We start from the raw sequence: 26,398 nt of genomic DNA on the forward strand, positions 1-26,398 counted from the left end.
GCCCACCCGCCCCTTAGCCCGTCCGCGTGCGGAAATGCCGCTGAAACTGCCGGAAGCCTGGCGGGCGGAACCCCCTCGGTGCCGCGTGCTGCCCTGCCCTGACGGGCGGAACCCCTCCGGTGCCGCGCACAGCCCTGCCCTGCCGGGCGGAACCCTTCAGTGCCCCACGCTGCTTAGCACCCAGCCCAAAAACAAAAAAGCCTCCGGCTGGAGGCTTTTGTCTTACTGACCGGCGACACCCGCCGCTGCATAACGTTTATGACAACATCTGAATGGCCAGCGCATAGAGGCGCTGATGCTCATCGTCACTGACTGGCTCTTCTTCCGCATAACAGGCGATCATTGAGCTGACTTTATCAGAGGATAAAGCTTCTCCATGAAGGTGCAGCGTTAATACGGCGCGGCCGACGATTTTCAGAATGTCTTCGCTATGTCCCTGGAGACTTTGACTCAATGAAATTGACCTCTGAAGTAAATTCGTTCGCCAAATGGCGCGCCCAATATAGATCAGAACAACAAGGTTTTTTAATCAGAATTTCCTTATGCTGCGTAATATATAAGCCTGACCCGGGGAAAATTATCTTAAGTTGCCGCGGAAAAACGATCTAAAAGCGTTAATCTCCTTATTTACTGAATATTTTTTAAACGACAAAGGATCGTTCCGGATAACAACTTATTAAAACTTTGCAACAATAATCACCATTATGCGGGACAGGGTTGTGTTCCCTCTCCGGCCGTATGCATCAGGCGAATTACCGTTGCTGCCTGCGTGGCTTTCTGCCAGACTGGCCGCGTTATCTTCCCTCCTATCTGAGACATCTTTGTGACTGCTTTTTCAACCCTGACGCAACTGCCCGCCAGCCAGCTCGACAACCTGCGCGACATGGGCTTTGATGCGATGACGCCTATCCAGGCAGCGTCGCTTCCCGCCATACTTGCCGGCCGCGATGTGCGTGCGCAGGCGAAGACCGGCAGCGGCAAAACCGCTGCGTTCGGTATCGGCCTGCTTAATCGTATCGACAACAGCCAGTTTCATACGCAGGCGCTGATCCTCTGCCCGACACGTGAACTGGCTGAGCAGGTCAGCAATGTGCTGCGTCAGCTGGCACGTTTTACGCGCAATATTAAAATCCTCACGCTGTGCGGCGGCCAGCCGATGAGCGCACAGCGCGATTCGCTGGTGCATGCTCCGCACATCGTCGTCGGCACGCCAGGCCGCCTGCTGGATCACCTTAAGCGCGACAACCTCGATCTCAGCCAGCTGCAGACGCTGGTGCTCGACGAAGCCGACCGCATGCTGGAGATGGGTTTCCGCGACGATATGGAAGCGATTATTGGCTTCACGCCCGCCGCACGGCAGACGCTGCTTTTCTCCGCCACCTGGCCTGACACCATTGCCAGCCTGAGCCAGCGCTTTCAGCGCGACGCGCTGGCGGTTGCAACGGAAACCGAAGCGGAGCTGCCTGCGATTGAACAGCAGTTTATCGAAGCGAGCGCAGGCGAGCGCGTTAACCTGCTGTGCGCTCTGCTGAGTCAGCACCAGCCCGCCTCCTGCGTGGTGTTCTGCAATACCAAACGCGAGTGCGATGATATTGCCGCCGCGCTGAACGAGCGCGATATCAGCGCGCTGGCGCTGCACGGCGATCTGGAGCAGCGCGATCGTGAGCGCGTGCTGATCCGCTTTGCTAACGGCAGCAGCCGCGTCCTGATCGCGACCGACGTGGCCGCACGCGGTCTGGATATCAAATCGCTGGCGCTGGTCGTCAATCTTGAACTGGCCTGGGATCCGGAAGTGCATCTGCACCGCATTGGCCGCACCGGGCGCGCGGGCGAAAAAGGAGTCGCGGTGAGCTTTGTGGCTCCTGACGGCATGGCTCGCGCCCATGCGCTGGAGGATTACCTGCAGCAGAAGCTTAACTGGGTGGCGGCCGCTACCTTAAAAGGCAGAGCGGCACAGGCGCTTCCTGCGGCCATGATGACGCTCTGTATCGATGGCGGGCGCAAAGCAAAAATGCGTCCGGGTGATATCCTGGGCGCGCTGACCGGTGAAGCGGGCTTCAGTGCCGATCAGATCGGTAAAATTGACCTGACGCCGTCGCACGCCTATGTCGCGATTGCGGCAGCGCAGGCGAAAAAAGCGCTGATCCGGCTCAAAGAGGGCAAGATCAAAGGAAAAAGCGTGCGCGCGATTCTTCTGAAATAGTATGGCTATAGCGTGAGGGCGATCGCGCCCTTGCGCTAAATCTTCTCTTTCTCCCTTCATTTTTCGCACGCCCTGCCGATAAGTTAATCATGGCACTTCCGCCCTCTCCCTGCTCCGCCCAGATTCTGCCCCGAGGCCATGATGGATAATTTTCAGAAAGAGATCGACGAACGCGCAAACCTGGCGCTGTCCAACAAATTTGAACTGCTGCTGTTTCGCCTGGGTTCCGATCGGCTGAAAGGCAAATCTGAGCTGTATGGCATCAACGTGTTTAAGCTACGCGAAATTGTGCCGATGCCGGCCATCACGCGCGCCGCTGGTATGAACTCACCGCTACTTGGTATGGCCAGTATCCGGGGGCAGTTTATTCCGGTCATCGACCTGCCGGCCGTAACCGGCTGCAAACCCGAAACCGGTCTGAATCTGCTGCTGGTTACCGAATATGCGCGCAGTACCCAGGCGTTCGCGGTGGAGTCGGTAGAGAATATTGTGCGTCTCGACTGGAGTCAGGTGCATACCGCAGAAGCGGGGATCAGCAGCCGCAATATCACCAGTATCGCCTGCCTTGACAGCAATGGTGAGAGCAATAACCTTGCTCTGGTACTCGACGTAGAGCAGATCCTCTATGACATCATTCCTTCGGTGCGCGGCGTTGAACCTGACGCTAAGACCGCGAAAAACTTTAATCTGAAGCCCGGCGCAGTCGCTATCGTGGCGGAAGATTCTAAAGTGGCTCGTCAGCTGCTCGAACAGGGGCTGAAGAGCATGGGTATTCCGGCCCTGATGCACAATACCGGCCTGGAAGCGTGGATAAAAATCAATGAAATGAAGAAAGAAGCGCAGGCCAGCGGCGAATCGATTCACGATAAAATCGCCCTGGTTCTGACCGATCTGGAGATGCCGGAGATGGATGGCTTCACGCTGACGCGTAATATCAAGCGTGATGATGCGCTGCGTCATATTCCGGTCGTCATTCACTCTTCACTTTCCGGCAGCGCCAACGAGGATCACGTTCGCAAAGTGGGCGCCGATGGTTATGTGGCAAAATTCGAGATCAATGAGCTCTCCAGTGCCATTTTTAGCGTGCTGGAAAAACAGCGCTGAATCCGCCCTGTTTCTCCCTTCCCCTTGAGGCGCGACTATCGCGCCTTTTTTATTGTGGTTATTCCTCCCGCCCCGAAACAGTACCGCTTATTCATCACTATTTAGTATTGCTAACCGATCTTCGCTGCCGCGCGCAAAAATTAAAGTAAATATATTAGTTACCGATAACTGTTGCGCCTGCGCCGGAGTTTTCGGGGATAGCCTGCGCAGACAGATTTCTCTTTTTCTTTTAAAAACAGTCTATCGCAGCAGATTACCCACCTGCTGACGCATCCTATTACTGTCTGATTTCTGGCAAACAGGGAGAACCAATGTTGAGCATCAAGAATATGAAAGTCGGGGTACGCCTGGGCATCGCCTTTGGCCTGGTCGTGGCCCTGTTAATGGTGGTGGGCGTTACGTCGTGGCTGAAAATCAGCAATATCAAAACCGGTATTACCTCTATTGTAGAAGATCGTTTTGTTAAGGTTCGCCTCGGCTTTGACGTGCGCGATGGCGTTAATGATCAGATCAAATATCTGCGCGGTATCGTGATTGATACCACCCGACCGGAAAATAATGTTAAACGCTTTGCTCAGCTCGCGGATGCAACGGCGCAAACCAACAGCGCCATGAAAAAAATTGAGGCCATCCAGGTCACGCCGATAGGCAAAAAGAAAATTGCCGGATTACTTGCCGCCAGCAAGCTGTTTGAACAGCAAAAAAATGAGGTGCTGGCGCTGGTGCGGGATGGCAAGACAGAGGAAGCCAGCAACTACGTGCTGAAAAAGATTACTCAGACGCAAAACACCTTTTTGCTCAGCGCGGCCGCTTTTGCTGACTCTCAGGCCAGCCAGCTCCATCAGGAAGGGGTCGGCATCATTGAGGATGGCACCACGGCGATTCAGGTTTCCGTAATTTTCACGGCTATCGCCATCGCTGCCGCCGCGCTGCTGGGTCTGCTGCTGACCCGCTCTATCGTGCGTCCGCTAAATGAGGCCGTCACCGTAGCCAGCAAAGTGGCCGCCGGCGATCTCAGTTCGCGCATAACGGTACGCAGTAAAGATGAAACCGGCGTGCTGATGCAGGCGCTGCAGACCATGAATGACAATCTGATGACCATCGTTTCTAACGTGCGCGCCGGCTCCGATACCATCGCCGTTGCCTCTAATCAGATCTCCAGCGGCAATATCGATCTCTCTTCGCGCACCGAGCAGCAGGCGAGCTCGCTGGAAGAGACCGCTTCCGCGATGGAGCAGATGACCGCGACCGTGAAGCACAACGCCGACAACGCGCGCGAAGCGAACTCGCTGGTATCAAAAACCTCTGAGGTGGCTAAAGAGGGTGGCGTGGTGATGGAGCAGGTTATCGATAAAATGGAGGCGATTGCTTACTCCTCGAAGAAGATCGTCGATATTATCAGCGTCATCGACTCTATCGCTTTCCAGACCAATATTCTGTCGCTCAACGCCGCCGTTGAGGCAGCGCGTGCCGGTGAACAGGGACGCGGCTTTGCCGTGGTGGCATCGGAAGTGCGTAATCTGGCCCAGCGCTCCGCCTCCGCCGCTAAAGAGATCAAAGTTCTGATTGAAGATTCGGTGGCAAAAGTCGATGAAGGCAGCCGCCTGGTGACGCACGCCGGCTCTACCATAGGTGAAGTCGTCAGCAGCGTGCAGAGCGTGGCTGAGATCATGAGTGAAATTACGATTGCCAGCAGCGAGCAGAGCAGCGGCATTGGTGAAATTAATCAGGCTATTACGCAGATGGAAGCGGTGACGCAGCAGAATGCCTCGCTGGTGCAGGAGGCATCCGCCGCCTCACAGGCGCTGCAGGAGCAGGCCGATCGGCTGGCGCAGTCGATGAGCGTGTTTAAAACCGCGCTGGCGTAATGCCCACGCCCGGGCCGCCGGTGACGGCGACCCGGCTGTGGTCAGTTGAACAGCGACCAGGCGACAGAAGAGATCGCCAGCAGTCCGATGATTACCACAAAGAGGTTGCTGATTTTCCCGCTGTACTGGCGCATTGCCGGCACTTTCTGAATCGCATACATCGGCATCAAAAACAGGATCGCCGCGATAACCGGCCCGCCCAGCGTTTCAATCATGCCAAGAATACTGGGGTTTAGCGTTGCCACCAGCCAGGTGGTCAGCAGCATAAACAGCGTGGTCAGCCGGTTCAGCTTCTGCGGCGCGATTGCTTTACCGCGGCTGCGCAGCGATTTGGTGACGATGCCGTTAAAACCTTCGCGCGCCCCCAGATAGTGCCCCAGAAACGATTTCGTGATCGCGACCATCGCGACAATCGGCCCCAGCCAGGCGATCATCGGCACCTGAAAATGGTTAGCCAGATAAGAAAGAATGGTGATGTTCTGCGCTTTCGCTGCCTGCAGATCGGCTGGCGACAGGCTCAGCACGCAGCTGAACACAAAAAACATCACCGTAGCCACCATCATCAGATGCGCACTGGCCAGTATGCGCGAGCAGCGTTTTTCCGCACCGGCACCATATTCGTCGCGTTTTGCGACGGCAAACGACGAGATAATCGGCGAATGGTTAAATGAAAAAACCATTACCGGAATCGCCAGCCACAGCGTCATCCAGAGATTGCCGCTGCCCGTTGCCTCGCTAAACGACAGCGTTTGCAGCGCGGCGCCGTGCCAGTGCGGAACCAGCCAGGCGGCCAGCAGCATCAGGACGGCAACAAACGGAAAGACCAGAATACTCATCGCCTTTACGATCATCTGCTCGCCAAAGCGCACGATAACCATCATCCCGCTGATCAGCAGCAGCGACAACAGCGCGCGCGGCGGCGACACCAGGCCAAGCTGATGCACCATAAAACTGTCTACGGTATTGGTGATGGCCACGCTGTACATCAGCAGAATGGGATAGATAGCAAAAAAATAGAGCAGCGTGATGATCTTACCTGCCCCGCTGCCAAAGTGCTCTTCCACCACGTCAGTGATATCTTCACCCGGATTTTTACCCGAGAGGACGAAACGCGTCAGCGCGCGGTGCGCATAGAAGGTCATCGGGAATGCCAGTACGGCCATGATTAGCAGCGGCAGCAGCCCGCCGGCACCGGCGTTAATCGGCAGAAACAGCACTCCGGCACCGATCGCCGTACCATACAGACCCAGCATCCACACCGTGTCACTCTTGCTCCAGCCCCTGGCCGCTCTGGCGGTTGCCAGCGTGCTGGTTTGTGAGTTGTTCATCACTCTCTCCAGAATCATCATTATTGCAGCCGGTTTCCGGCTCTCTGTTCACGGTCAACCGCTGCGGGCTGCCGTTCAACCGCGCTCATGCTATACGTTTTTGTCACCGTGCGGGGGGCACAACGCAAGATACGCGTCACAAAAGCAGCAAAAATGCGCAGGCTGGTAAATTTATGCTTTAAAAATGCACAAAACCGGCGCGCAATCGATTGCCTGACGTTATTTGACCTGAGTCACAAAAATTGTGCAAGTGAAGTAAACAACCGAAAGGTAAAAGCAGCGGTCTCTCCCGGCTGCTGCCCTCTTCTGCCAGAGACAGAGATCGGAGGGCAACACCGGGAGGGTCAGGGATCAGAATGCGCGCATTCTGTATAACGCATAGAGGAAATAGTACGCTGTGAGTGAGTTCAGATTCATAATCATGTACTTCAGTTTTTCATTTTTATTCAGCAGCGTGAAGATACCTTTTGAGTATTTTCCGCGCTTTATCTGTTCTATTTCGGTTGCGATATCTGCCGGTGAAAAGGAAGCGTGATACATAGCAGTGACAATCTGCATATCCAGCGCCAGCACGCGCTTTGAGATCCCTTTCAGAAAGTGGTCCAGTTCGCTGGCCTGATATTTATCGACGATGGTGTCATACAGCGCGGTCAGCGACTGCTTACGCACCTTTAATTCACTGTACTGCACCTTCTGCTTGGAGAGCGATCCGCTGGTATCTTCATAGTGATAAGCCGCGTTAGGCGTAATCAGGAAGTTACTGATGCAACTGAAATATTTCAGGTTAAACAGCAGATCTTCACTCATTGAGATCCCCTCCAGAAAGCGCAGGTTCAGGGATTCAATAATCTCCCGGCGGTAGCATTTATTATGCAGATAGCCGATGTTGTCGCTGATCTCCAGCTCGCCCAGCACATAAGGGATATCGTGCTGGCTGAAAAAGCCCGCCTGCGACACCTTGCCAATGCGATCGTCATTCAGGTGGCCGACCATCAGGTCTACGGTTTCAGCCGGCCAGGCGTTGAGATTCTGCTTAAAACTCATCAGGAAATTGTCATCGACCCAGTCGTCGGCGTCCAGGAAGAGCACGTAGTCGCCGCGCGCCTTTAACAGCCCGGTATTGCGCGCAGCGCTGACGCCGGCGTTGATCTGCTCCAGCACGGTTATCTGCGGATAGCTGGCAAACTCAGACAGAATCTGCGCGCTGTCGTCGCGGCTGCCGTCGTTAACCACCACCACTTCATAACTGCTGAACGTCTGGTTCAAAACGCTCAGCAGCGTGCGCCGGATGGTATTTTGTGAGTTATAAACGGGAATGATGATACTGAAGAGCGGATTGTCATTCATGATAAACTCTCTTTACTGTCTGAGGTTTTGTAATTGCTAAATAACTGCCATAGCTTCCTGGGGTTGAAAAAAACCTGGTGGATCCGCGCCACGGGTTGCGCGGTGAAAAAATAATTAAGCAGGGAGAAGGAGACGAATTCGGTAATCACCACGCTCAGTGCAGCACCGGTCAGGCCGTAATGCGGCACCAGCAGCAGCGAAGAGATCAGGCAAATAACCAGTACCGCAAAGGTCTTTTTGATCAAAAAGCGATAGCCGTTGTATTTCACAATGAAGCGGTCCATCACGCTGCTCAGCACACCGCACATTGCACCCACGCTCAGCAGCAGCGTCGGGGCTACCGCATCCAGATAGGCAGCGCCGTAAAAGTGACCAATAAACCAGCCTGACAGCAGCCAGATCGCCATAATTACCAGCGCAGAGACGCCAATCACCAGCAGATGCAGCTGCTGCGCTTTGACGATCGCCCGATCGCGGTTGCGCTCGGCAAAGAAAGCGGGATAAAACGATGCCAGCAGTGCGGCCGGTAAAAATACCCACGCCGTGGAGAGCGTCAGCGCCACAGAGAAAATGCCCGCCTCTTTTACGCCGAGGAAGTAAGAGACGCTTACCTGGTTGACGCGCGTATAGATGCCGACCGCAATCGCCGAGATAACCAGCGACATGCCTGATGCCACCATATAGCGCGAATATTGCTTCAGCTGACGCAGCGCCGGCAGCGGTTCATGGCGGTGCTGGCGCATAAACAGCGCGAGCTTAATGACAAAGGGAATAAAGGTGGCGAGCACAATCGGGATCGCCAGGTAGCGCGGATCGAGCTCCAGCCAGGAGATAAGGAACCGCACCGAGAGGCTGATCGCCAGCCCGATAACGTTAGCGATCACATTGAGACGGGCATTGAGCATCGCCTCGTTGTAGATGTTAACCAGATCGAGCGCCGAGAAAAGGCAGGCCAGCGCAGCGGCACAGATAAAGACTACCGCGTCCGGGCTCCACTCCGCCTTCATGATCAGCATGCCGCTAATCGCCAGGACGCTGTAGACGCCCAGCACCAGCAGGCCTGCAGCCATCATCAGACGAATACCCGAACGGTGGTTCTGCGCAATGCGCTTCAGCAATATGACATCGCTGCCCATTACCGCGATGCTCTGCAAAAACTGAAAAATCAGCATTGAGAGTGAGATAATGCCGAAGGTGGTCGGGCCGACATATTTGGCGACGTAAGAGGTCACAAAAATCAGGCCAAAAACGGCGATCAGCTTTTCAGCGATCATCCACATTGAGTTTCTGAGTTTCTCTTTCATTCCGGCTCCCCTTACGCTTTACGCGCCAGGCGGCGCAGCTGTGAAACGCCGCGCGGGCTGACAAAAAAGAGGGTGAAATAGAGACTCCAGGGATTCAGCATCGGGCCGGAAGAGAGATAGGCGCGGAAACTGCGGCGATAAAGCGCGATATAATCTTCAATAAAGGCGCCGCTGAATTCACGGCTGTTCAGCCCCTTGCTGATGTAGGAAGAGGTGACCTTGAGCACGAGATGGTAGTAGTAGCGATGGTGCTGCCGGGTCATAAACGCCTTCATCCGGCCAAACGAACGCGCAAAGGAGAAGTGCTTTTCACGCAGCGCCGAACGGGTGGCGGAGTTGTCTGACTTCACGTAGTGGTAGACCACGCGTTCGGTGGCGATGACCTGCTGGTTCTGCAGCAGATAGAGGTAATTCATCACAAACAGCAGATCTTCGAAGTTGAAGATCTCCTCGTTAAAACGCAGCTGATGCTGCCGGATAACGTCCGCGCGAAATACCTTGTCGCAGATGCCGTGACGGGGATGGAAATAGAGCACGTCGTTGACCGCTGCCGCCGCGCTCATCTGCCGCGATGCGTCACGGTTGGCTGGCTGATCCAGCGGCTCACCGGCTGGCGTAAAATGTTGCGACTCGCCGATACACATGCCGATATTTTCCTGCATCAGCCCTACCCAGGTGGCAAAGGCGTCGTGCGGCAGAAAGTCATCCGCGTCTAAAAAACAGATAAATTTACCGCGTGCGCTGCGCAGCCCCTGATTCCGTGCCGCAGAGACGCCCATATTGGACTGCTCAATGATGTGGAACTGCGGATGGTGCGCAAACCGCTCAAGAATGGCCTGTGACGTATCCGTTGAGCCATCATTGATAAAAATCGCTTCAAAGCGCATTTCCGTCTGCTGCAGCAGACTATTAATGCTTCTTTCCAGATAAGCAGCCGCGTTATACACCGGCACAATGACGCTCAGTAACACGTCGTTTACGGGATTTTGCATGAGACCTCAGAAATCGGTTTGTCAGTATTAATAAGGCGAACGCAGCGGCGTTAAACATCGCCGTTCAGATAAAGCGCGTGCTTTGTGGCATATTCCTGCGTCCGGCTTAACTGTATTCCGGATTTTTTTCGGAGTTTCCTCAGTAAGGAACTCCGCTAATTAAATAAACGAACACTCAAAGTAATAATAAGAATTTCGCCAGCGCTGCACGCCAGAACTATTTATTATTCGTTTGTAAATGCATACCGCTGACGACGCCCGGCTGCCTGCGATTCACCTCGCAATCTGGCTGGATGGCGGGCAAAGAATGGCGGCTTTAGCGTCAGCTTCAGCTGGGTATCATTCTTTATCAATAAGTTATCCGCGTCCGGCCTGCCGCGCTCTGCGGCGCGACGTCGCGCAAATCGTTTTACCGACTTTTCAGCGGCCTTAACGTAACGTGTGGCAACATTAATGATATGTGCTGTGCGCCCTGCTCTTTTATTATTCCGCTGCGTCTGTTACGCCGCGTGAGAAGCAGGAGGCGTTAATCCAGTATGGCTATCGCAGCCATACTGCAATGGGCTTCAGGCCCTTAAAATGCGATCTGTTTCAAAACTTTAAACGGCATTCTCTCTGCTGAACCAGCCAGGGTCAATGGGGAGGCCAGGAAAACAGAATTTACGCAGCAAACCGGCCATTAATTAAAATGCAGATTGATTAGCTTTAATAAAGGAATATTACGCTGACTGATAAGATAAACGCGTAAAGGTCACCAGGATTAATATCAGTAAAAAAAGATCGCGATTCCGCTGTAAATCACAGCACCGCAGCGCTACAGCGACTTAGGTCAAATAATGGTTAAAATAAAATCACTTTCTGCCGATAACGCTATCAACAGCACAACCGGTGAGTTAGTAAATGATTTCCCTGCAAACCAACCTTTCTGCCCTTAATGCGGTGCAGAACACAAACAAAAGCCAGTCAGCGCTGGGAACAGCGATACGTAATCTCTCTTCCGGAATGCGTATCAACAGCGCAAGTGATGATGCGGCAGGACAGGCCATAGCAAACCGGATGCAGAGTCAGCAGCGCGGTTTGCAGCAGGCGCAGCGTAACGCAGGCGATGGGCTGTCGCTGGTAAATACCACTGCTGGCGCTCTGGATGAGATCAATAATCGCGTTCAGCGTATCCGGCAGCTGGCGGTACAGGGACTGAACGGTACCCTTTCGCAGAGTGACGCCGATTCCATTCAGGGAGAGATTAACCTTAACCTGAAAGAGATCGATCGTCTGAACAGTACGGCTGCGTTTAATGGCATCAAAACGCTCGATGGCAGCGCCGGACAAATCGGTTTCCAGGTTGGTGCCAACGATCGTGAAAAGATTATGCTGGACCTTTCCGCGCCGGGCTTTAGCGTTGGCGCGCTGGGATTGAAAGATCTGGTGATCGGTGGCATCAGCGGCAAAGTGACGCCGGTTAACCGCGTGACCGGCCTTGCCACCAATATGAATTTCACCAATCCGGCTATTACTGTGACCTATACGCCTTCGTCAGGCGCGCCGCAGCTGATGCGCAGCAGCGCGGATAACCGGCAGTATGTGCAGAGCACCGGCGCTGACGGCAAGCCGGTATACTATCTGGCGGCGGTAAGCGCCCGCTGGGACACCGCTAATGCCGCCGGAACGGTGGCCATCAGCCGCGCCACATCCACCCCGCTCTATAGCAGCGTAAACACTATAGCGGCGCGTGCTATTCCGGCAGTTAATTTTCAGCAATCAGATGGCACTGCGCTTGCCGCTACGCCCGCCGCGCATCTCACCGTTGATAACGGCAGCTATTATGTTGAGCAAGGCGGTCTCTATCACGCTGCCACGCTGGACTTTGGCAGCAGCGGAAATGTTATCGCGCAGGTCACCAGCGCCCCGACCAAAAGCAGTGCCGATTTTGCTACGCTACCGGCTGCTGTAACGCAAACGCCCGCTATTGATACCAGCAGCGCCACGCTCAGCTTTACGGATGCCAGCGGAAATAGCCTGAGTAATGCGCGATTGCTGCAGAGCGGTTCACAGTACGTGATGGAAGTTGATAACGGCGGCGGTAATTTTCAATATTTCAACGCAGCGGTGGCCGCGCATACTGACGAGACCGGCAGCAGTTCCCTGGCTATCAGCGCTGTCAGCAGCAGTGCTATCAACAGTTTTAGCAGCGTAAACAGCGTAACCGGTACGGCTTACGTCACGCTGGACCCGGCAAACGTTGAGTTGCGCTATACCGATGTTTCAGGCCAGAGCGCCAGCGACGTGCTGCGGCTGGACGGTGACGGCAACTACTATATGGATGCGCCGGATATCGGCATTGATAAAACAGCGACCTTTGTGACTCACGACAGCAGCGGCAGTATCATGCTGAAAACGCTGCAGGGCACCGGTGATATTCAGATCTATTTTCAGGCGGGCATCTCTTCAACCACTGATGCCTCAACCAATCTGACGACGATGCGTGTTTCAGAGATGGGCGATGAGATCCGCCTGAAGCATCCGGACGATCCGCTGGCAACGCTGGATCGCGCCCTGGCGCTGATTGACAGCCGGCGCAGCCAGCTGGGTGCGATTGCCAACCGGCTGGAGTCGGCGCAGCGGCTGCAGAGCCAGAGCACAACCGATTACGCAGCAGCCCGCTCGCGTATTGAAGACGCTGACTATGCGCAGGAAGTGTCAGCGATGGCGCGTCAGCAAATTCTGCAGCAGGCCGGTAACTCCGTGCTGGCAAAGGCGCAGCAGGAACCGCAGCAGGTGCTTAAGCTGCTGCAGGGGTAAGAGGTAAGGGGCAACCGCCCCTTTTTACTCGTCAGCCGGGGCGATACTGATAATATCGAACTTCGCCACGCCATCTACGCCGGTACCGGGAGTTTTCATCATCGCAAGATCCTGCAGCACCGCTTCATGCGCCTCTTCATCTGAAGGCTCATTTTCGCTCTCCAGTATCACCTCTTCGCGCTTTTTAACGTCGCCATCCTGATGTTCATAGGTCACTTTGTATCGGGTACTCATTGTGCATTCTCCTTTTCGGGGGGAACGCTAAGTCTGGTCAACGGACAGGAATACGTCCAGCCGGCGTCTGCCTGAGGCTGTCTTATGCAGATGCTGAAAGGAGCAGGAGAAAATGATCGATAAGAGATGGAATTAACTGGTGCCGGAAACAGGAGTCGAACCTGCGACCTTCGCATTACGAATGCGCTGCTCTACCAACTGAGCTACACCGGCAATGGGGCGGGAACTACGGGGAGTAAAAATAGGAAATGTGACGCGCGGCGTCAAGATGCGGTGATTCAACCGTCCGCTTTTTCAGCAGCGCCGGTGCGTTTTTCACCACAAAAAAAAAGGCGAGGCCGGAGCCTCGCCAAAAAGGTGCTGGCCTTAATCGTAATAAGGCAGCTTACGATCAACACCGTTGATATTGACCAGCACAAAGCCCGAAGGGGCCGTTTTATTGGTGGGATTACCCGCTGCCGTCGCGACAGTGAGCACCCCTTTCTCATTGGCACCAATGCCAGCTACACCGTTATGCAGGCCGAAGCGCGCCGCAGGCTTGAGTGTGCCCATTTTGGTGGTATCGGTTACGACTGAAAAGTCAGTCTGGAACAGCGAGCAGGAGCCTGACTCAAAACGCGTTGGTCCGGTGGTTTTCAGGTTAATCAGCGTATCACCGCTTTTGGCGCGCAGCTTAACCCACACTACCGCATAGGTGGTGCCGACCCGGTTGTAGCGGATATCCATCACCGCAGGCTGGCCCATATGGCAGGCGTCAGCCCAGACGGTATCCAGCCGCTGCAGGTTGATCCAGGTTTTACCGGTGCCGGCCATATTGACCGGCGATGCCGCCGTGCCGGTGGGCTGGGTGGCATCCGCTTTACCAATCAGCTCCATTACCCACTGCTGGTTCGCCACCGGGAAAAAGAGCTGTCCCAGGCGATACCAGTTATCGGTATCGGTGTTATTGGTGACTTTATGGCCGCTGTAGTAACCCGTACGCAGGGAGCCGGTAATAATAGTGCCGTGGTTCTCCTCGCGCCGGTAGCCATACTCAAACGTCGAGAGCCAGCGCGTGCCCGCCAGATCGTTGGAGATAGTGGCACCCGACTGCAGGCCAATCTGGCGCATGATCACGCGGGCGTTATTGAGGTTAAACGGCGAGCCGCAATCCTCAATGTTCAGCGTATCGATGGTCCAGCCGCCGTCGGAGAGATCGCCTGGGTTACGCGTATGCTCAATCCAGACGTTACGCATAATGCCCTGCGTCACGCGCGGCATATAGAGCGTGGCGTCACCGTAACCGGTCTGGAAGTTACAGTTGCAGATCTCAATCGCGGTGGAGTGGTCCCACTTACCTTTCGGCGAGTTTGACCAGCCGATGTCGAATACGCGCCCGTAGGTCCACAGGGTGTAGATCTGGTCAAACTTACTGTCGAGGGTATCCAGCACTTTGATTACGGTCCCGCCGCTATTCTGCGCGCGGAAACAGTAGATATTTACCGTAGAGCCTTCGATGCAGGTGTTTTCGAAGAAGGGCTGCACGTTGGTACACAGCTCGGCTGTGATGGTGCCTTTGTTGGTATTGGTATCGGCGGACGCCTGACCGTGCCAGGTGATCCCCTTGATCGCGGTGCGGCGCGCCTTCACCTTGAACACCGTATTGGCGCTCTTGTCGGAAATGATCGTGGTACGCGGCAGCGAACCCAGCTCCACATCATCCCCCTGCAGGCCAAAGAAGGCGACCTCAGTATCACTGATATCTATCGGGTTAATCAGGAATTTACCGCCCGGAAAGCGCACCGGCAGATCGCGGATATTGCCGCTGTAGCCCTGGGTCCACGCCAGCATGCGTTTGAAGGGTTCGGTGTCATTGGCGTAGCCATCCCCCTTCGCACCAAAGTGGTAGACGTTAAGGTCTGCCGGATCGTTGATCACGCGCTTCCAGTAGAAGCCATTACCGACCGCCAGCGTACCGCCATCGTCAGCCGCCGTGGTTGTCCCGATAAAACCGGTAAAGTCACCGCCACCGCGAAAGTTTGAGTCCGCATTGTAGCGGCGCAGAAACGCAGAATCGCCGTTTTTGGCAGGTGCAGTGGTACGCAGTTCAGCAAATGAATTAACTTCGATCATGTCAGCCTCCTCGGCTTATACAGGGTATTGGAATAGCGTCAGAAGGAGCGGCGTTAGCGTGCCGGCGTGCGGCAGTGCCGATCCCAGAGGTCGTTGTGATTGTTAATGGCGCGCACGGTGCGAATATCCATGCGGTCGGCATCACTGCCGTGGGTATAAATGGGTGAAAACAGAGAGCAGGCGGAATCGATAACGACCGGCGCCTCAGGGCTGGTGGTACTTCGACTGCTGCAGCTTGTCACGAGCGGCAGCATCATCAAGATTACTGTTGCTGATTTCCACACGTCGGGCCTCCTCACGCAGCTGCTGCTGCTGCTGGTTAACCGCTACCGCCTGCGCCGCTGTTTTTTCTGCGCGTTCGGTGTCTGCTCTGGCCTGCTGCTGCACTTTGCCGATCTTTTTACCGCCAGCGTAGCTGGCTACCAGCGCGGCGATGATGCCGAACAGCGCCGCCAGCCAGTGCCAGCTGCCCGCCAGCAGGGAAAGAAGAAAACTCATGATTTTTCCTCCAGCGCGCTGCGTTTTTCCGCCAGATTTCTCTGCCGCACAAACTGCGCCATAACGCCCATTGCCACCATAAAGGCACCAATCAGCCCCAGATAGTTGTGCGGCAGAACCTCTTTGACGTCCGGCGGCAGCGCGTTCCAGGCATCGAGCGCGGAAGCGGGAAAGGATTGCGCCCATGCGCTGAGCATGGAGCCAAGTGAGGCGAGCCATACCGACCAGGTTTTAAACAGCAGGCGCGCATGTTTAACAAACTCCAGCGTGGTAAAGCGCTGCAGCAGGAGCAGCAGTATGATTGCCGCCAGTACTGCAATGATGAAGATCATCCACTTCATGTTCATAGCAGCCCCCGGTAGATGTCATAGGTGCCGCTGCGCATCGCTTCCGCATGCCGCCGGGCGCGTCCGGCTGTCTGCCGCGCCCACAGGCTATCCAGCATGGCATTTGCGGCGGCGTCAAAGTCGCCCTGCGTGACCGAGGTGAGCATGCCGCGAAACAGCGCCAGCCCCTCCACGCCCATCTGATATGCCATGCTAATCAGCACATCACTGCGGGCGTCGTTGCACTTCAGCAGCGCCTGGCGGATCAGTTCACGCTGCTGCATCTCCTGCACTTTTTTCTCCACGATGCACTGCTTCCAGACGTCCCCGACGCGGCGCGGCACCTGAAAGATGTAGTTACTCAGCGAGGCGCCTTTTGGTCCGATGCGGATGCCGCCCGCCACGGTGGGGAAGCCCTGCGTATCCAGATAGGGCGCTTCGCGATAACCCTCTTCAAAATTTAAAATGGCAATAATCTGGCTCATATCCGTTCCTTCTTTGAGGCGCAACGCGGAGTACGCTGCGCGCAGGCTCAGCACACTTAAACATCACTGATCGGTCAGCCATTCGCGCACGCCAGAATCAAGCGCAACGCTCAAGCGCGATTAAACAGTGAGCAATGTAAAAACGTTCCGTTGAGAACTGGAAAAGCAGAGGAAACTTAACGGGTAGCGTAGAGATGAACGTGGGGTAAACAGCAGTTATCGAAACTGGCGCTTTCAGTGTGCGAGCGTCCCGGCGCCAGTACGGCACGCTCTACTCTGGATCGAATCTCCCGCTGACAGATACGTTCAGCGGTGCGCAGCGTGACGTCATCGCACTCGAACCCGAGTGCGTTGTCGATAGTACGGTTCAGACGTGCGAGTGGCTGGCGTCGTCGATGACGCCGGGTTCGTGCATTACCGGTAAACGCTGACTTGCCATATTGGATAATCGCCATAACTCCTCCTGTGAATGAGTTTTTGGCGATGGGGTGGCAAACGCGGCCTTCCGGCAGAGGCCGGTGCGTCCGGTGTGCCACTGGAATCACCCACAATCCGCTTTCCCGGTCGTTAAAAAACGGCCAGGAAAAAGCAGAGAGAAGTGAAGGCAGGAGACAACTGACAACGCTGCTGAGTGCGTATCCACCCCATCCCAAAACACACTGATTTTGAGTGGGTAGTTTCGCGCTTGTGCAGCGCCTCAATTGTTTAAGAGCGGGCCCATCCGGGGGCAACGATTTCGTCCATCTATGGTCAAATTATTAACATGTTCTAATACTTTGGCAAACACCAACAGTTAATTTTTTATTTACCAGCAGTTAAATTTATGATTTCAGCCGGGTTATTTTTTCTGCCGGTGCTGGCAATCGCTCAGCCCAGGATCTGATAATCACGCGCCTGGCTCATGATGACGCGGGCGATTACCTGCAGAGAATCGGCTTCATCCAGCGTCAGATACCAGGTCTCATAGCGCTTGTTATCTGAGATAACGGCCACTTTTTTATGCTGCAGCTGCAGGCGTTTAAGATAGAGCTGATCGTCAAGCGTAAACAGATAAATTCCATCGCCATCAAAGCGATGCACGCTGATATCAACAAACAGCTGATCGCGCGGTGCGAAGGTGCCGGCCATTGAATCGCTGTTCAGCGCAATAAGCCGGATACTCTCTGCCGGGCGGCCGTTAAAGAGCACGCGCGCCTCATCCAGCCCATATTCTATCGCCTGAATGGTCTCTACCAGCTCATCGCGCGCGGCAATGCCCTGCGCGCTACGCTGGCCGATATCCAGGCTCTCCACGCGGAACATATGCCCGGCTGAGAGCAGACGCTGCTGCGAGAGCGCGGCATCCGGTTTCTCCATACCAAACTGCAGCCACTCCACGCGCACGCCCAGCAGATCGCTGAGCGCTAATAAATTTCCGTCATCCGGAATCGACTGACCGTTGAACCATTTCCATACCCCCGGCGTTGAGATTTTGCATCCTCTTTGCTGCAACGCCTGTGCAACCTGTTTGTTTCGTCCATGTCCGACAATTCCCGCACTTTCGCATGCGGCAATCAGCCTGGCAGTAAAAGCGTGTTTTGTACTCTCTTTTTTAACCATCAGTTAATTGTCTGCCATCAGTAAAAGACTGAATGTTATTTTGGTTTTTGCTACCAGTTCATTTTATATTACCGCTAGTTTACTACCCACGCGATATTATCAATGAAGCTGGAGGATCATTATCCTCGCCCGCCTGCGCTAAACCAGCAATGAATGTGTGACAGCTTGTTCTGACTGAGGTTTTCAGGAATCTTCTGTTAAACCCGGGCCAGCGCTTACACAAAAAAATGGGTGAAAAGCGGCTGACGCGCCACAGATGACAGATAAATTTCAGAAAGCTGTGATATTGAGTGGATCTAAAGCAAAAAAAATGGGTACCTGTACAGGTACCCATCTCAGGCGGGCAGGACGGCTAGCGGCGCAGCGTATCGTCGCCCCAACCAATCCATTTGTAGGTGGTCAGCGCTTCCAGCCCCATCGGGCCGCGCGCGTGCAGTTTTTGCGTACTGACCGCGACCTCAGCGCCCAGACCAAACTGGCCGCCGTCGGTGAAACGGGTACTGGCATTGACGTAGACCGCAGAAGAGTCCACCTGCTGAACAAACGCATTCGCGTGCCGGATGCTGCGCGTCAGAATGCCGTCGGAGTGCTGGGTGCCATATTCACGAATGTGCGCAATCGCCTCATCCATGTCCGCCACCCGCTTCACGTTGAGATCGTTTGACAGCCACTCATCGCGATAGTGCGCCTCACTCACTGCGGCTACGCTGGCCGGCCCCGCCTGCAGCTGCGCCAGAATATTAGCATCGCCGTGCAGCGTAATATTCTCCTGCGCCATACGCTGCAGGAAAGCTGGCAGGAAACGATCGAGCTGATCCTGATGGATCAGCAGCGTCTCCAGCGAGTTGCAGGCGCTCGGCCGCTGCTTTTTGGCGTTAACGATGATCTCAAGCGCCGGCGCGATCTCCATCGTCTCATCAAGATAGAGATGGCAGACGCCAATACCGCCGGTGATCACCGGGATGGTGGAGTGTTCGCGGCACAGCTTATGCAGCCCTGCCCCGCCGCGCGGGATCAGCATATCGACATAGCGATCCAGCTTCAGCAGCTGACTGACCAGCTCGCGATCCGGATTTTCAATCGCCTGTATGGCTCCGGCTGGCAGGTTGTGCTTTACCAGCGCACGCTGAATGACTCTGACCGTGGCCGCATTGGTGCGCCACGTCTCTTTGCCGCCGCGCAGGATGGCTGCGTTGCCGGTTTTCAGGCAGAGAGCCGCCACATCAACGGTGACGTTTGGACGCGCTTCGTAAATAACGCCCACTACGCCGAGCGGCACACGACGCCGTTCAATACGCAGGCCGCTGTCGAGCTGGCCCCCGTCAATCAGCTGTCCGACCGGATCGGCCAGCTGGCAGACCTGCCGCACATCATCGGCAATACTTTTCAGCCGCTGCGGCGTCAGCGTCAGGCGATCGAGCAGCGCCGCGCTCATGCCGCTCTGCCGCGCGTCGGCCAGATCCTGTTCATTCGCCGCCAGAATCTCTGCGTGATCCGCCTCCAGCCCTTCAGCCAGGGTGAGCAACACCTGATTTTTCTCTGCGGTGGAGAGCGCCGCCAGCGCGTACGATGCCGCCCGCGCCGCCTTACCCATTTCCTCTAACATTTTCTGCTCCTTAGCTGACAACCATATCGTCGCGATGCACGGCAACCGGGCCATACTCATAACCGAGAATATCACCGATCTCCTGGCTGTGATGTCCGGCGATCATGCGCATCGCATCGCTGTTGTAACGCGTCACGCCGTGGGCGATATCGCGTCCCTGCAGGTTGCGGATCCGGATCACCTCACCGCGTGAGAAATTTCCCTGCACCTCGCGGATGCCTTTAGGCAGCAGCGAACTGCCGCGCTCCAGCACCGCTGCCAGGGCACCATCATCAATGGTGATTTCGCCGGCCGGCGGCGCGCCGAAAATCCAGCGCTTGCGGTTCTCCAGCGGCGACTGCTGTGCGTGAAAGCGCGTGCCGACCGGTTTGCCGTTCAGCACATCGCTAATCACATCAGGACGACTGCCGGCAGCGATAATCACATCGATGCCGGCGCGACAGGCGACATCCGCAGCCTGCAGTTTGGTCGCCATACCGCCGGTGCCCAATCCTGACACGCTGCCGCCCGCCAGCGTCCGGAGCGCATCATCAATCTGGTGCACGTCGCCAATCAGCTGCGCCTCCGGATTGGTGCGCGGATCGGCGGTAAACAGCCCCTGCTGATCGGTCAGCAGCAGCAGTTTGTCCGCTCCGCCCAGCATCGCCGCCAGCGCCGAGAGGTTGTCGTTATCGCCAACTTTAATTTCCGCCGTGGCGACCGCGTCGTTTTCGTTAATCACCGGAACGATATGGTTATCCAGCAGCGCGCGCAGCATATCGCGCGCATAAAGAAAGCGTTCGCGATCTTCCATATCCGCGCGCGTCAGCAGCATCTGCCCGATATGGATGCCATAAATAGAGAACAGCTGCTCCCACAGCTGAATCAGACGGCTCTGCCCCACCGCAGCCAGCAGCTGCTTTGAGGCGATGGTCGGTGGCAGTTCGGGATAGCCAAGGTGTTCACGTCCGGCCGCAATCGCGCCGGAGGTGACAATGACAATGCGATGTCCCGCCGCGTGCATTTGTGCACACTGGCGAACCAGCTCCACCATGTGCGCCCGATTCAGCCGGCGCGAACCGCCGGTGAGAACGCTGGTACCCAATTTGACCACCAGGGTCTGACTGCCACTCATATTTTCCTGCCATCTGAGAAAAAATCCGCGAACGGACGTTTTATCAGGAGTCAGCAAGGAAGCCAACAGCCACGCCGGGAAAAGCGCGAATTTCCGCAGGCCTGTCAGCGCAACTGCGCTACCTCATTCACCCCGATTGCGCAAATCTGTCATAAAACCTTCATCAGCGATCGGTAAAACGTCCCGTGTTTTACAAACCTTTTCACGGGTACATACTTTTTTTACTCATCGGGATTGATAGCAAATGAAGAAAAGCACACTGGCACTGGTTGTTTCCGCACTGGCTCTGGCCACAACGGCACAAGCCGCAGAAATTTATAATAAAGACGGTAACAAACTGGATCTCTATGGTCGCGTAAAAGGGATGCACTATTTCAGTGACAATGCGGGCGCGGACGGTGATAAAACTTACGTGCGTCTCGGGTTTAAAGGTCAGACGCAGATCAACGATCTGATGACGGGTTACGGCCAGTGGGAATACCAGTTTCAGGGCAACCGCTCGGAAGGCAGTGACGCAAACAATGGCAACAAAACCCGCCTGGGCTTTGCCGGCCTGAAATTTGGCGACTACGGCTCAATCGATTATGGCCGTAACTACGGCGTACTGTATGACGTCGAAGCCTGGACCGACGTTTTCCCTGAGTTCGGGGGTGACGGCACCGCGCGCACCGATAACTTTATGGCGGCGCGCACATCAGGCGTGGCAACCTACCGCAACAGTAATTTCTTTGGTCTGGTGGATGGCCTGCGCTTCGCCCTGCAGTATCAGGGTAAAAACGACGCCGACAGCGCGAACAGCCGCGGCAGCGCAGCGGATACCAGCACCCAGAACGGCGACGGCTACGGCGCATCCCTGGGCTATACCATTGGCGATAGCGGCGTCAGCCTGATGTCAGCCATTACCTCATCCGATCGCACCAGCCAGCAGCAGCAGGCTGGCCTGCTCGGACACGGCGACAAAGCGGAATCCTGGGGAGCCGGTATCAAATATGATGCCAACGCCCTCTACCTGGCGTCTATCTACACCGAGACGCGCAACATGACGCCAATCGGCACGCGCGGCTTTGCTAATAAAGCGCAGAACATCGAAATGGTGGCGCAGTATCAGTTTGATTCCGGTCTGCGTCCGTCACTCGGCTATGTACAGACCAAGGGCAAGGATATTGAAGGCGTGGGTGATGAAGACCTGGTGAAATATGTTGATCTGGGCCTGACGTACTACTTCAATAAAAACATGTCGACCATGGTGGATTACAAAATTAATCAGCTGGATGACAACAACAGGCTGGGGCTGAACAATGACGATGTGGTGGCCGTCGCGCTGACCTATCAGTTCTGATTACCCGCTGTGATATTGATACCCTGACAACGCAAGAGCCGGCGCAAGACCGGCTCTTTTTTTACGTTATGCGCTCAGCTTAACCGGCTCTTCTTTAAAGCCAGCGGCGGGGCGCAGATCGAGCTTCTGCTCGTGCAGCATCGCTTTCAGCCGCTCATGAAAGTTACGCAGTGTGCTCTCTACACGCTCATTGTTCTCTTTACCTTTAATGGTTGTCACACTCCAGTCGCCCTCTTTATCAAACAGGCCGAAGTGATATTCGTAGGTAAAGTGATCGCTGTGCGCATCCAGCGTCATCCACCAGCCCCAGAACTCGCGGCTCTCTGGTGCAGGCTTTACGTTAACGCAGGCAGCCAGGCAGTCAAAAAAGAAACGCGTATCTTCGCATTTTCCTTCACGGATGTACGGCCCCAATTCGGTGAAGCGCTTAAGCAGGCGACTACGGGGGTGACCACTCGGTAACGTCATGCTAATTCTCTCCCTCAAATAAACCGTAAAAAAGCAGCGCGCTGCGCAAAGGGCGCAGCGCGTAGTAGGCCGACATTAAGTTTTAGCAGAGGTTTTGCATTTTGCCAGTTACCGCTGCAACTGTTTGCTGAGCCAGTCACAGATCTGATTCAGCGCTTTCTCAAAACTGTGAAATACCGGTGAGGCCGGGATAGCCAGCGTTTTCCCCTGCGCCGACGAGCCGGCAATCAGGCGCGAGTCCTCTTCCGGGCTGAAAAGATCGTCCGGCCAGTAAGCGGCCAGCATCGGCACCGGGGTGCGGCGTCCCAGCAGACCCTGTACTTTTAGCGAATAGCGATTCAGCTCAATGCGCAGGTTACTGTCGGACGTTGACGCCATACCGAGCCGGCTCGCCAGCATATCCATATACATGTCCGGTAGCTGCTGCTGACGCGCCGCGTCAACAAACACGCCGTGCACCATCGCGCCCAGCGTGGCTACGGCACGGATACGCGGCACCTCAAGCCAGGCGAGTCGGGTCGCAATATTGGCCCCAAAGCGGTAGCCAAACAGCGCCACGCGGGTGTGATCGATCCACGGCACATTGCTGAGCTCGCGCAGAACCTGCTGATGCAGATGGCTGGTATCCTGGTTCAGCGTCCATTTACTGCTATAGCCAACCGATGGCATATCCAGCGTCAGCATAGCGATACCGCGCGGGGCCAGGTAGTCATGAAATAGCCGATAGTGATCGCTCTGCAGCGAATCAAGCCCTCCGCACAGCATTACGGTGGGATAAGGTGCGCTGGCCTGCGCCGGCATATGCAGAAACCCGGTAACCGGGCTGCCGCCACTGACGGGAAACGTCAGCGATTTCAGCTCGCCCGGCAGCCGCCGGGTCGCCTCTTCATAGGCGCGATTAGCCAGCACCTGCGCCTGATCCGCCAGCTCATCGCCTTTGATATAGGGATAGGCCGCGAGGCTGTAGAGATTCGCCGCATGCAGCCACTGCTGGCCCGCTTCATCATGCTGCTCGCTCTGCATCGCCCGCTGCTGCCAGAGCGCCGCCTGCTTTGACCACTCAAAATTCCAGTTGCCGCCGCGATAGCCGATTACCGTATCCAGCAGCGCCTCATCGGTGTGTTCAAAGCGGCTGACGGCGATACGCGCCAGAACTTCGCTGATCTCCTGCGGTGACAGGCCGCGCCATGTCCAGAGCAGTTTGTTGAGCATGCGATACCAGCCGCGCTGAGTATCACCCTCCAGCGCGTTATGCACCTGCGCGGTAGCGTGATGCTGGCGGCGCACCAGGGAAGAGGTTTCGGGATGTTTAAAACGCGGCTTGAATAACTCTTCGCTAAGATTTTTTTCGGCCATCTGACGGTTTCTCCTGCGGCGGTCGCATAGATGGCTATGAGTTTACTGCACCCGCTCCGGCTGCGCGAGGCGCGAATAGCACAACGCCCGGCTTAACCGGGCGTTGTTTGCGTTGCATCAATCAGCTTTTGACGATTGGCGGAATATAGACCACGCCCATGTCCCACGGCTGCTCAATCCAGGTGTTTTGCGGGATATCTACAATGTAGTCATCCACCAGCGCGCGGCCAGCAGGCTTGGCGAAGATGGTGCAGAAACGCGCTTTCGGATACATGTCACGGATCGCCTGCGCGGTGCCGCCGGTGTCGACCAGATCGTCGATAACGATAAAGCCTTCACCGTCGCCTTCAGCGCGCTTCAGCACTTTCATTTCGCGCTGGTGATCGTGATCGTAACTGGAGATGCAGACGGTATCGACGTAGCGAATACCCAGCTCACGCGCCAGCAGCGATGCCGGAACCAGACCGCCGCGGCTTACCGCGATGATACCTTTCCACTGTTCCACAGGAAGCAGGCGCTGGGCCAGTTTACGGGCATGAATCTGCAGCATGTCCCAGGTTACGACGTATTTTTCGCTCATAAAAGGAATCCCAACCACCAAAAGTGGCTTAAAAATATGCAAGGGGGAAAAGGTTGCGCGAGATTATAAGGATCTGACGCGTTAAAAACCAGCATCCGTCACACTGGTTGCAGGTTTTTAGCGCGCCTGATGACGCGCCTGCGAATAAAGGGTGATATTCTCTGGCTCATCACGTCAGATGAGCTGACGGCGATCTTAAACCGGAAACTGCGTGCGAGCGGCCTGTCCGCCACGCTGATACAGGAGACGCGTTGTGTCTGAATTGTCTCAACTCTCCCCGCAGCCGCTGTGGGATATCTTCGCCAAAATCTGCTCTATTCCCCACCCTTCTTATCATGAAGAGGCGCTGGCTGAATATGTGGTCAGCTGGGCCAAAGAGCAGAATTTCTGGGTCGAACGCGATCGGGTCGGCAATATTCTGATCCGCAAACCTGCCACGCCCGGCATGGAAGACCGCACGCCGGTTGCCCTGCAGGCGCACCTGGATATGGTGCCGCAAAAGAACAACGATACCGCCCACGATTTCACGAAAGATCCGATTCAGCCATGGGTTGACGGCGAGTGGGTGAAAGCGCGCGGCACTACGCTGGGTGCAGATAACGGCATCGGCATGGCGTCAGCGCTGGCGGTACTGGCTGACAGCAGCCTGACGCACGGCCCGCTGGAAGTGCTGCTGACGATGACCGAAGAGTCGGGCATGGATGGCGCATTTGGCCTGCAGCCGGACTGGCTGCAGGCAGAGATCCTGATCAACACCGACTCTGAAGAAGAGGGTGAGATCTACATGGGTTGCGCGGGCGGCATCGACTTTATTACCACACTGCCGCTGAGCCGCGAAGCGGTGCCGGCCGGCTATGAAACGCTGAAGCTGACGCTCAAAGGGCTGAAAGGCGGTCATTCCGGTGCGGATATCCACCTGGGTCTTGGCAACGCGAACAAACTGCTGGCGCGTTTTCTTGCCGCCCATGCCCGCGAGCTGGATCTGCGTCTGATCGACTTTACCGGCGGCACGCTGCGTAATGCGATCCCGCGTGAAGCCTTTGCCACGCTGGCCGTAGAGAGCCACAAAGTGGATGCGCTGAAATCTGCGGCGATGCACTTCCAGGCGGTACTGCTCAACGAGCTCGGCAGCAAAGAGAAGCATATTGTACTGCAGACCGAGCCGCTGGCACAGCAGGCTGAGGCGCTGAGCGCAGAGAGCCGCGATCGCTTTATCAACCTGCTCAACAGCACCCCTAACGGCGTGATCCGTAATTCAGACGTGGCGAAAGGCGTGGTTGAAACCTCGCTGAACGTGGGTGTGGTCAGCATGGATCAGGCTAACGCTGAGATCATCTGCCTGATCCGTTCGCTGATCGATACCGGCAGAGAGTGGGTGGTAGAAACGCTGACCTCGCTGGGCGCGCTGGCGGGCGCACAGACCGCGCCAAAAGGCGGTTATCCGGGCTGGCAGCCTGACGCCGACTCACCGGTCATGGCGCTGACGCGCACCACCTACGAAGCGCTGTTTGGTAAAACGCCTAACATTCAGGTGATCCATGCCGGTCTGGAGTGTGGTCTGTTCAAAAAACCCTATCCGCATATGGATATGGTCTCTATCGGACCGACCATTACCGGCCCGCACTCGCCGGATGAGCAGGTGCATATTGAGAGCGTTGGCCTCTACTGGAAGCTGCTCACTGCGCTGCTGAACGCGATTCCGGCAAAAGCGTAATTGATGTTGCTCCCCTGTCCGC

Annotated in this window: 24 protein-coding genes and 1 tRNA gene; 6 read left to right on the top strand and 19 right to left on the bottom strand. The window is 55.8% G+C overall.

The window, feature by feature from the left end; translation table 11 throughout:
• Positions 1–256: 256 nt before the first annotated feature.
• A complete protein-coding gene (locus AC2CF9_RS17075; RefSeq protein ID WP_150018551.1) occupies positions 257–454 on the bottom strand; it encodes a hypothetical protein in 198 nt (65 codons plus the stop codon).
• 369 nt (positions 455–823) lie between these two features.
• Between AC2CF9_RS17075 and dbpA the strand changes: the two genes are divergently transcribed.
• The 3 genes from dbpA (at position 824) to AC2CF9_RS17090 (ending at position 5,175) form a co-directional block, all read left to right on the top strand.
• Positions 824–2,203: an ATP-dependent RNA helicase DbpA gene (gene dbpA / locus AC2CF9_RS17080; protein WP_484557535.1), complete on the top strand. Its 1,380-nt coding sequence runs from the start codon at positions 824–826 to the stop codon at positions 2,201–2,203.
• A gap of 141 nt (positions 2,204–2,344) precedes the next feature.
• Positions 2,345–3,307, top strand: a complete 963-nt coding sequence (locus AC2CF9_RS17085; protein ID WP_150018601.1) for a chemotaxis protein — start codon at positions 2,345–2,347, stop codon at positions 3,305–3,307.
• A 311-nt stretch (positions 3,308–3,618) separates the two neighbouring features.
• Positions 3,619–5,175, top strand: coding sequence for a methyl-accepting chemotaxis protein (locus tag AC2CF9_RS17090; RefSeq protein WP_484557536.1), 1,557 nt, complete (start codon positions 3,619–3,621; stop codon positions 5,173–5,175).
• A 41-nt stretch (positions 5,176–5,216) separates the two neighbouring features.
• On the opposite strand, the gene AC2CF9_RS17095 is transcribed toward AC2CF9_RS17090, so the two are convergent.
• From AC2CF9_RS17095 to AC2CF9_RS17110, 4 genes are all read right to left on the bottom strand, one after another.
• Positions 5,217–6,503, bottom strand: a complete 1,287-nt coding sequence (locus tag AC2CF9_RS17095) for an HAAAP family serine/threonine permease (protein WP_484557537.1) — start codon at positions 6,501–6,503, stop codon at positions 5,217–5,219.
• A 351-nt stretch (positions 6,504–6,854) separates the two neighbouring features.
• Positions 6,855–7,850 carry a glycosyltransferase family 2 protein gene (locus AC2CF9_RS17100; protein ID WP_150018555.1) on the bottom strand — a complete coding sequence of 332 codons (996 nt, stop codon included), beginning with the start codon at positions 7,848–7,850 and terminating at the stop codon, positions 6,855–6,857.
• Positions 7,847–9,154, bottom strand: a complete 1,308-nt coding sequence (locus AC2CF9_RS17105) for a flippase (RefSeq protein ID WP_484557538.1) — start codon at positions 9,152–9,154, stop codon at positions 7,847–7,849. The genes AC2CF9_RS17100 and AC2CF9_RS17105 overlap by 4 nt, the downstream gene beginning before the upstream one ends.
• Before the next feature lie 11 nt (positions 9,155–9,165).
• Positions 9,166–10,146 (bottom strand): glycosyltransferase family 2 protein, encoded by a 981-nt coding sequence (locus AC2CF9_RS17110; RefSeq protein WP_150018557.1) that lies wholly within the window; start codon positions 10,144–10,146, stop codon positions 9,166–9,168.
• Positions 10,147–11,046: 900 nt separating this feature from the next.
• On the opposite strand from AC2CF9_RS17110, the gene AC2CF9_RS17115 reads away from it, so the two are divergent.
• Complete coding sequence (locus AC2CF9_RS17115; RefSeq protein WP_484557539.1) at positions 11,047–12,945, top strand: flagellin N-terminal helical domain-containing protein; 1,899 nt, start codon at positions 11,047–11,049, stop codon at positions 12,943–12,945.
• A gap of 24 nt (positions 12,946–12,969) precedes the next feature.
• On the opposite strand, the gene AC2CF9_RS17120 is transcribed toward AC2CF9_RS17115, so the two are convergent.
• The 11 genes from AC2CF9_RS17120 to proB all read right to left on the bottom strand — a co-directional run bounded on the left by AC2CF9_RS17120 (position 12,970) and on the right by proB (position 20,919).
• Positions 12,970–13,179, bottom strand: coding sequence for a hypothetical protein (locus AC2CF9_RS17120; RefSeq protein ID WP_039382899.1), 210 nt, complete (start codon positions 13,177–13,179; stop codon positions 12,970–12,972).
• 137 nt (positions 13,180–13,316) lie between these two features.
• A tRNA-Thr gene (locus tag AC2CF9_RS17125) sits at positions 13,317–13,392 on the bottom strand.
• Between the two features lie 153 nt (positions 13,393–13,545).
• Positions 13,546–15,291 (bottom strand): amylovoran biosynthesis protein AmsF, encoded by a 1,746-nt coding sequence (locus AC2CF9_RS17130; RefSeq protein WP_150018564.1) that lies wholly within the window; start codon positions 15,289–15,291, stop codon positions 13,546–13,548.
• 53 nt (positions 15,292–15,344) lie between these two features.
• The gene (locus AC2CF9_RS17135; protein WP_223810724.1) at positions 15,345–15,533 is read right to left on the bottom strand and encodes a hypothetical protein; all 189 of its coding nucleotides are present in this window, start codon (positions 15,531–15,533) and stop codon (positions 15,345–15,347) included.
• The gene (locus AC2CF9_RS17140; RefSeq protein WP_150018565.1) at positions 15,496–15,789 is read right to left on the bottom strand and encodes a hypothetical protein; all 294 of its coding nucleotides are present in this window, start codon (positions 15,787–15,789) and stop codon (positions 15,496–15,498) included. The genes AC2CF9_RS17135 and AC2CF9_RS17140 overlap by 38 nt, the downstream gene beginning before the upstream one ends.
• A complete protein-coding gene (locus AC2CF9_RS17145) occupies positions 15,786–16,130 on the bottom strand; it encodes a DUF7940 domain-containing protein (protein WP_484557554.1) in 345 nt (114 codons plus the stop codon). Before AC2CF9_RS17145 ends, AC2CF9_RS17140 begins: the two co-directional genes overlap by 4 nt.
• Before the next feature lie 2 nt (positions 16,131–16,132).
• Positions 16,133–16,600 carry a glycoside hydrolase family protein gene (locus AC2CF9_RS17150; RefSeq protein ID WP_039382888.1) on the bottom strand — a complete coding sequence of 156 codons (468 nt, stop codon included), beginning with the start codon at positions 16,598–16,600 and terminating at the stop codon, positions 16,133–16,135.
• Positions 16,601–16,776: 176 nt separating this feature from the next.
• Positions 16,777–17,055, bottom strand: coding sequence for a transcriptional antitermination N peptide (locus AC2CF9_RS17155; protein WP_150018566.1), 279 nt, complete (start codon positions 17,053–17,055; stop codon positions 16,777–16,779).
• 412 nt (positions 17,056–17,467) lie between these two features.
• Positions 17,468–18,199, bottom strand: a complete 732-nt coding sequence (locus tag AC2CF9_RS17160; RefSeq protein WP_065650023.1) for a LexA family transcriptional regulator — start codon at positions 18,197–18,199, stop codon at positions 17,468–17,470.
• Between the two features lie 352 nt (positions 18,200–18,551).
• Positions 18,552–19,805: a glutamate-5-semialdehyde dehydrogenase gene (gene proA / locus AC2CF9_RS17165; RefSeq protein WP_255474552.1), complete on the bottom strand. Its 1,254-nt coding sequence runs from the start codon at positions 19,803–19,805 to the stop codon at positions 18,552–18,554.
• A gap of 10 nt (positions 19,806–19,815) precedes the next feature.
• A complete protein-coding gene (proB, locus tag AC2CF9_RS17170) occupies positions 19,816–20,919 on the bottom strand; it encodes a glutamate 5-kinase (RefSeq protein ID WP_150018569.1) in 1,104 nt (367 codons plus the stop codon).
• A 244-nt stretch (positions 20,920–21,163) separates the two neighbouring features.
• Here proB and ompC point away from each other — a divergent pair, with 244 nt between their 5' ends.
• Positions 21,164–22,258, top strand: a complete 1,095-nt coding sequence (ompC, locus tag AC2CF9_RS17175; protein ID WP_484557540.1) for a porin OmpC — start codon at positions 21,164–21,166, stop codon at positions 22,256–22,258.
• A gap of 66 nt (positions 22,259–22,324) precedes the next feature.
• Here ompC and crl read toward each other — a convergent pair whose 3' ends face one another.
• The 3 genes from crl to gpt form a co-directional block, all read right to left on the bottom strand.
• On the bottom strand, positions 22,325–22,726 hold the full coding sequence (crl, locus tag AC2CF9_RS17180) for a sigma factor-binding protein Crl (protein ID WP_039382877.1): 402 nt from the start codon (positions 22,724–22,726) through the stop codon (positions 22,325–22,327).
• Positions 22,727–22,834: 108 nt separating this feature from the next.
• Positions 22,835–24,082: an esterase FrsA gene (frsA, locus tag AC2CF9_RS17185; protein ID WP_039382875.1), complete on the bottom strand. Its 1,248-nt coding sequence runs from the start codon at positions 24,080–24,082 to the stop codon at positions 22,835–22,837.
• A 121-nt stretch (positions 24,083–24,203) separates the two neighbouring features.
• Positions 24,204–24,662 (bottom strand): xanthine phosphoribosyltransferase, encoded by a 459-nt coding sequence (gpt, locus tag AC2CF9_RS17190; protein ID WP_007887137.1) that lies wholly within the window; start codon positions 24,660–24,662, stop codon positions 24,204–24,206.
• A gap of 253 nt (positions 24,663–24,915) precedes the next feature.
• Here gpt and pepD point away from each other — a divergent pair, with 253 nt between their 5' ends.
• Positions 24,916–26,376 carry a beta-Ala-His dipeptidase gene (pepD, locus tag AC2CF9_RS17195; protein ID WP_484557541.1) on the top strand — a complete coding sequence of 487 codons (1,461 nt, stop codon included), beginning with the start codon at positions 24,916–24,918 and terminating at the stop codon, positions 26,374–26,376.
• Positions 26,377–26,398 lie beyond the last annotated feature (22 nt).

The organism is Pantoea sp. SYBGC1 (genome assembly GCF_057197005.1).

Excerpts from the sequence above, each read along its gene's own strand:
- gpt (WP_007887137.1), bottom strand. The coding sequence starts at position 24,662 with ATGAGCGAAAAATACGTCGTAACCTGGGACATGCTGCAGATTCATGCC.
- AC2CF9_RS17150 (WP_039382888.1), bottom strand. The coding sequence starts at position 16,600 with ATGAGCCAGATTATTGCCATTTTAAATTTTGAAGAGGGTTATCGCGAA.
- AC2CF9_RS17140 (WP_150018565.1), bottom strand. The coding sequence starts at position 15,789 with ATGAGTTTTCTTCTTTCCCTGCTGGCGGGCAGCTGGCACTGGCTGGCG.
- AC2CF9_RS17105 (WP_484557538.1), bottom strand. The coding sequence starts at position 9,154 with ATGAAAGAGAAACTCAGAAACTCAATGTGGATGATCGCTGAAAAGCTG.
- AC2CF9_RS17085 (WP_150018601.1), top strand. The coding sequence starts at position 2,345 with ATGGATAATTTTCAGAAAGAGATCGACGAACGCGCAAACCTGGCGCTG.
- proB (WP_150018569.1), bottom strand. The coding sequence starts at position 20,919 with ATGAGTGGCAGTCAGACCCTGGTGGTCAAATTGGGTACCAGCGTTCTC.
- AC2CF9_RS17110 (WP_150018557.1), bottom strand. The coding sequence starts at position 10,146 with ATGCAAAATCCCGTAAACGACGTGTTACTGAGCGTCATTGTGCCGGTG.
- AC2CF9_RS17145 (WP_484557554.1), bottom strand. The coding sequence starts at position 16,130 with ATGAAGTGGATGATCTTCATCATTGCAGTACTGGCGGCAATCATACTG.
- frsA (WP_039382875.1), bottom strand. The coding sequence starts at position 24,082 with ATGGCCGAAAAAAATCTTAGCGAAGAGTTATTCAAGCCGCGTTTTAAA.
- AC2CF9_RS17160 (WP_065650023.1), bottom strand. The coding sequence starts at position 18,199 with ATGGTTAAAAAAGAGAGTACAAAACACGCTTTTACTGCCAGGCTGATT.
- AC2CF9_RS17120 (WP_039382899.1), bottom strand. The coding sequence starts at position 13,179 with ATGAGTACCCGATACAAAGTGACCTATGAACATCAGGATGGCGACGTT.
- crl (WP_039382877.1), bottom strand. The coding sequence starts at position 22,726 with ATGACGTTACCGAGTGGTCACCCCCGTAGTCGCCTGCTTAAGCGCTTC.
- AC2CF9_RS17100 (WP_150018555.1), bottom strand. The coding sequence starts at position 7,850 with ATGAATGACAATCCGCTCTTCAGTATCATCATTCCCGTTTATAACTCA.
- AC2CF9_RS17130 (WP_150018564.1), bottom strand. The coding sequence starts at position 15,291 with ATGATCGAAGTTAATTCATTTGCTGAACTGCGTACCACTGCACCTGCC.
- ompC (WP_484557540.1), top strand. The coding sequence starts at position 21,164 with ATGAAGAAAAGCACACTGGCACTGGTTGTTTCCGCACTGGCTCTGGCC.
- AC2CF9_RS17115 (WP_484557539.1), top strand. The coding sequence starts at position 11,047 with ATGATTTCCCTGCAAACCAACCTTTCTGCCCTTAATGCGGTGCAGAAC.
- AC2CF9_RS17155 (WP_150018566.1), bottom strand. The coding sequence starts at position 17,055 with ATGGCGATTATCCAATATGGCAAGTCAGCGTTTACCGGTAATGCACGA.
- proA (WP_255474552.1), bottom strand. The coding sequence starts at position 19,805 with ATGTTAGAGGAAATGGGTAAGGCGGCGCGGGCGGCATCGTACGCGCTG.
- AC2CF9_RS17095 (WP_484557537.1), bottom strand. The coding sequence starts at position 6,503 with ATGAACAACTCACAAACCAGCACGCTGGCAACCGCCAGAGCGGCCAGG.
- AC2CF9_RS17090 (WP_484557536.1), top strand. The coding sequence starts at position 3,619 with ATGTTGAGCATCAAGAATATGAAAGTCGGGGTACGCCTGGGCATCGCC.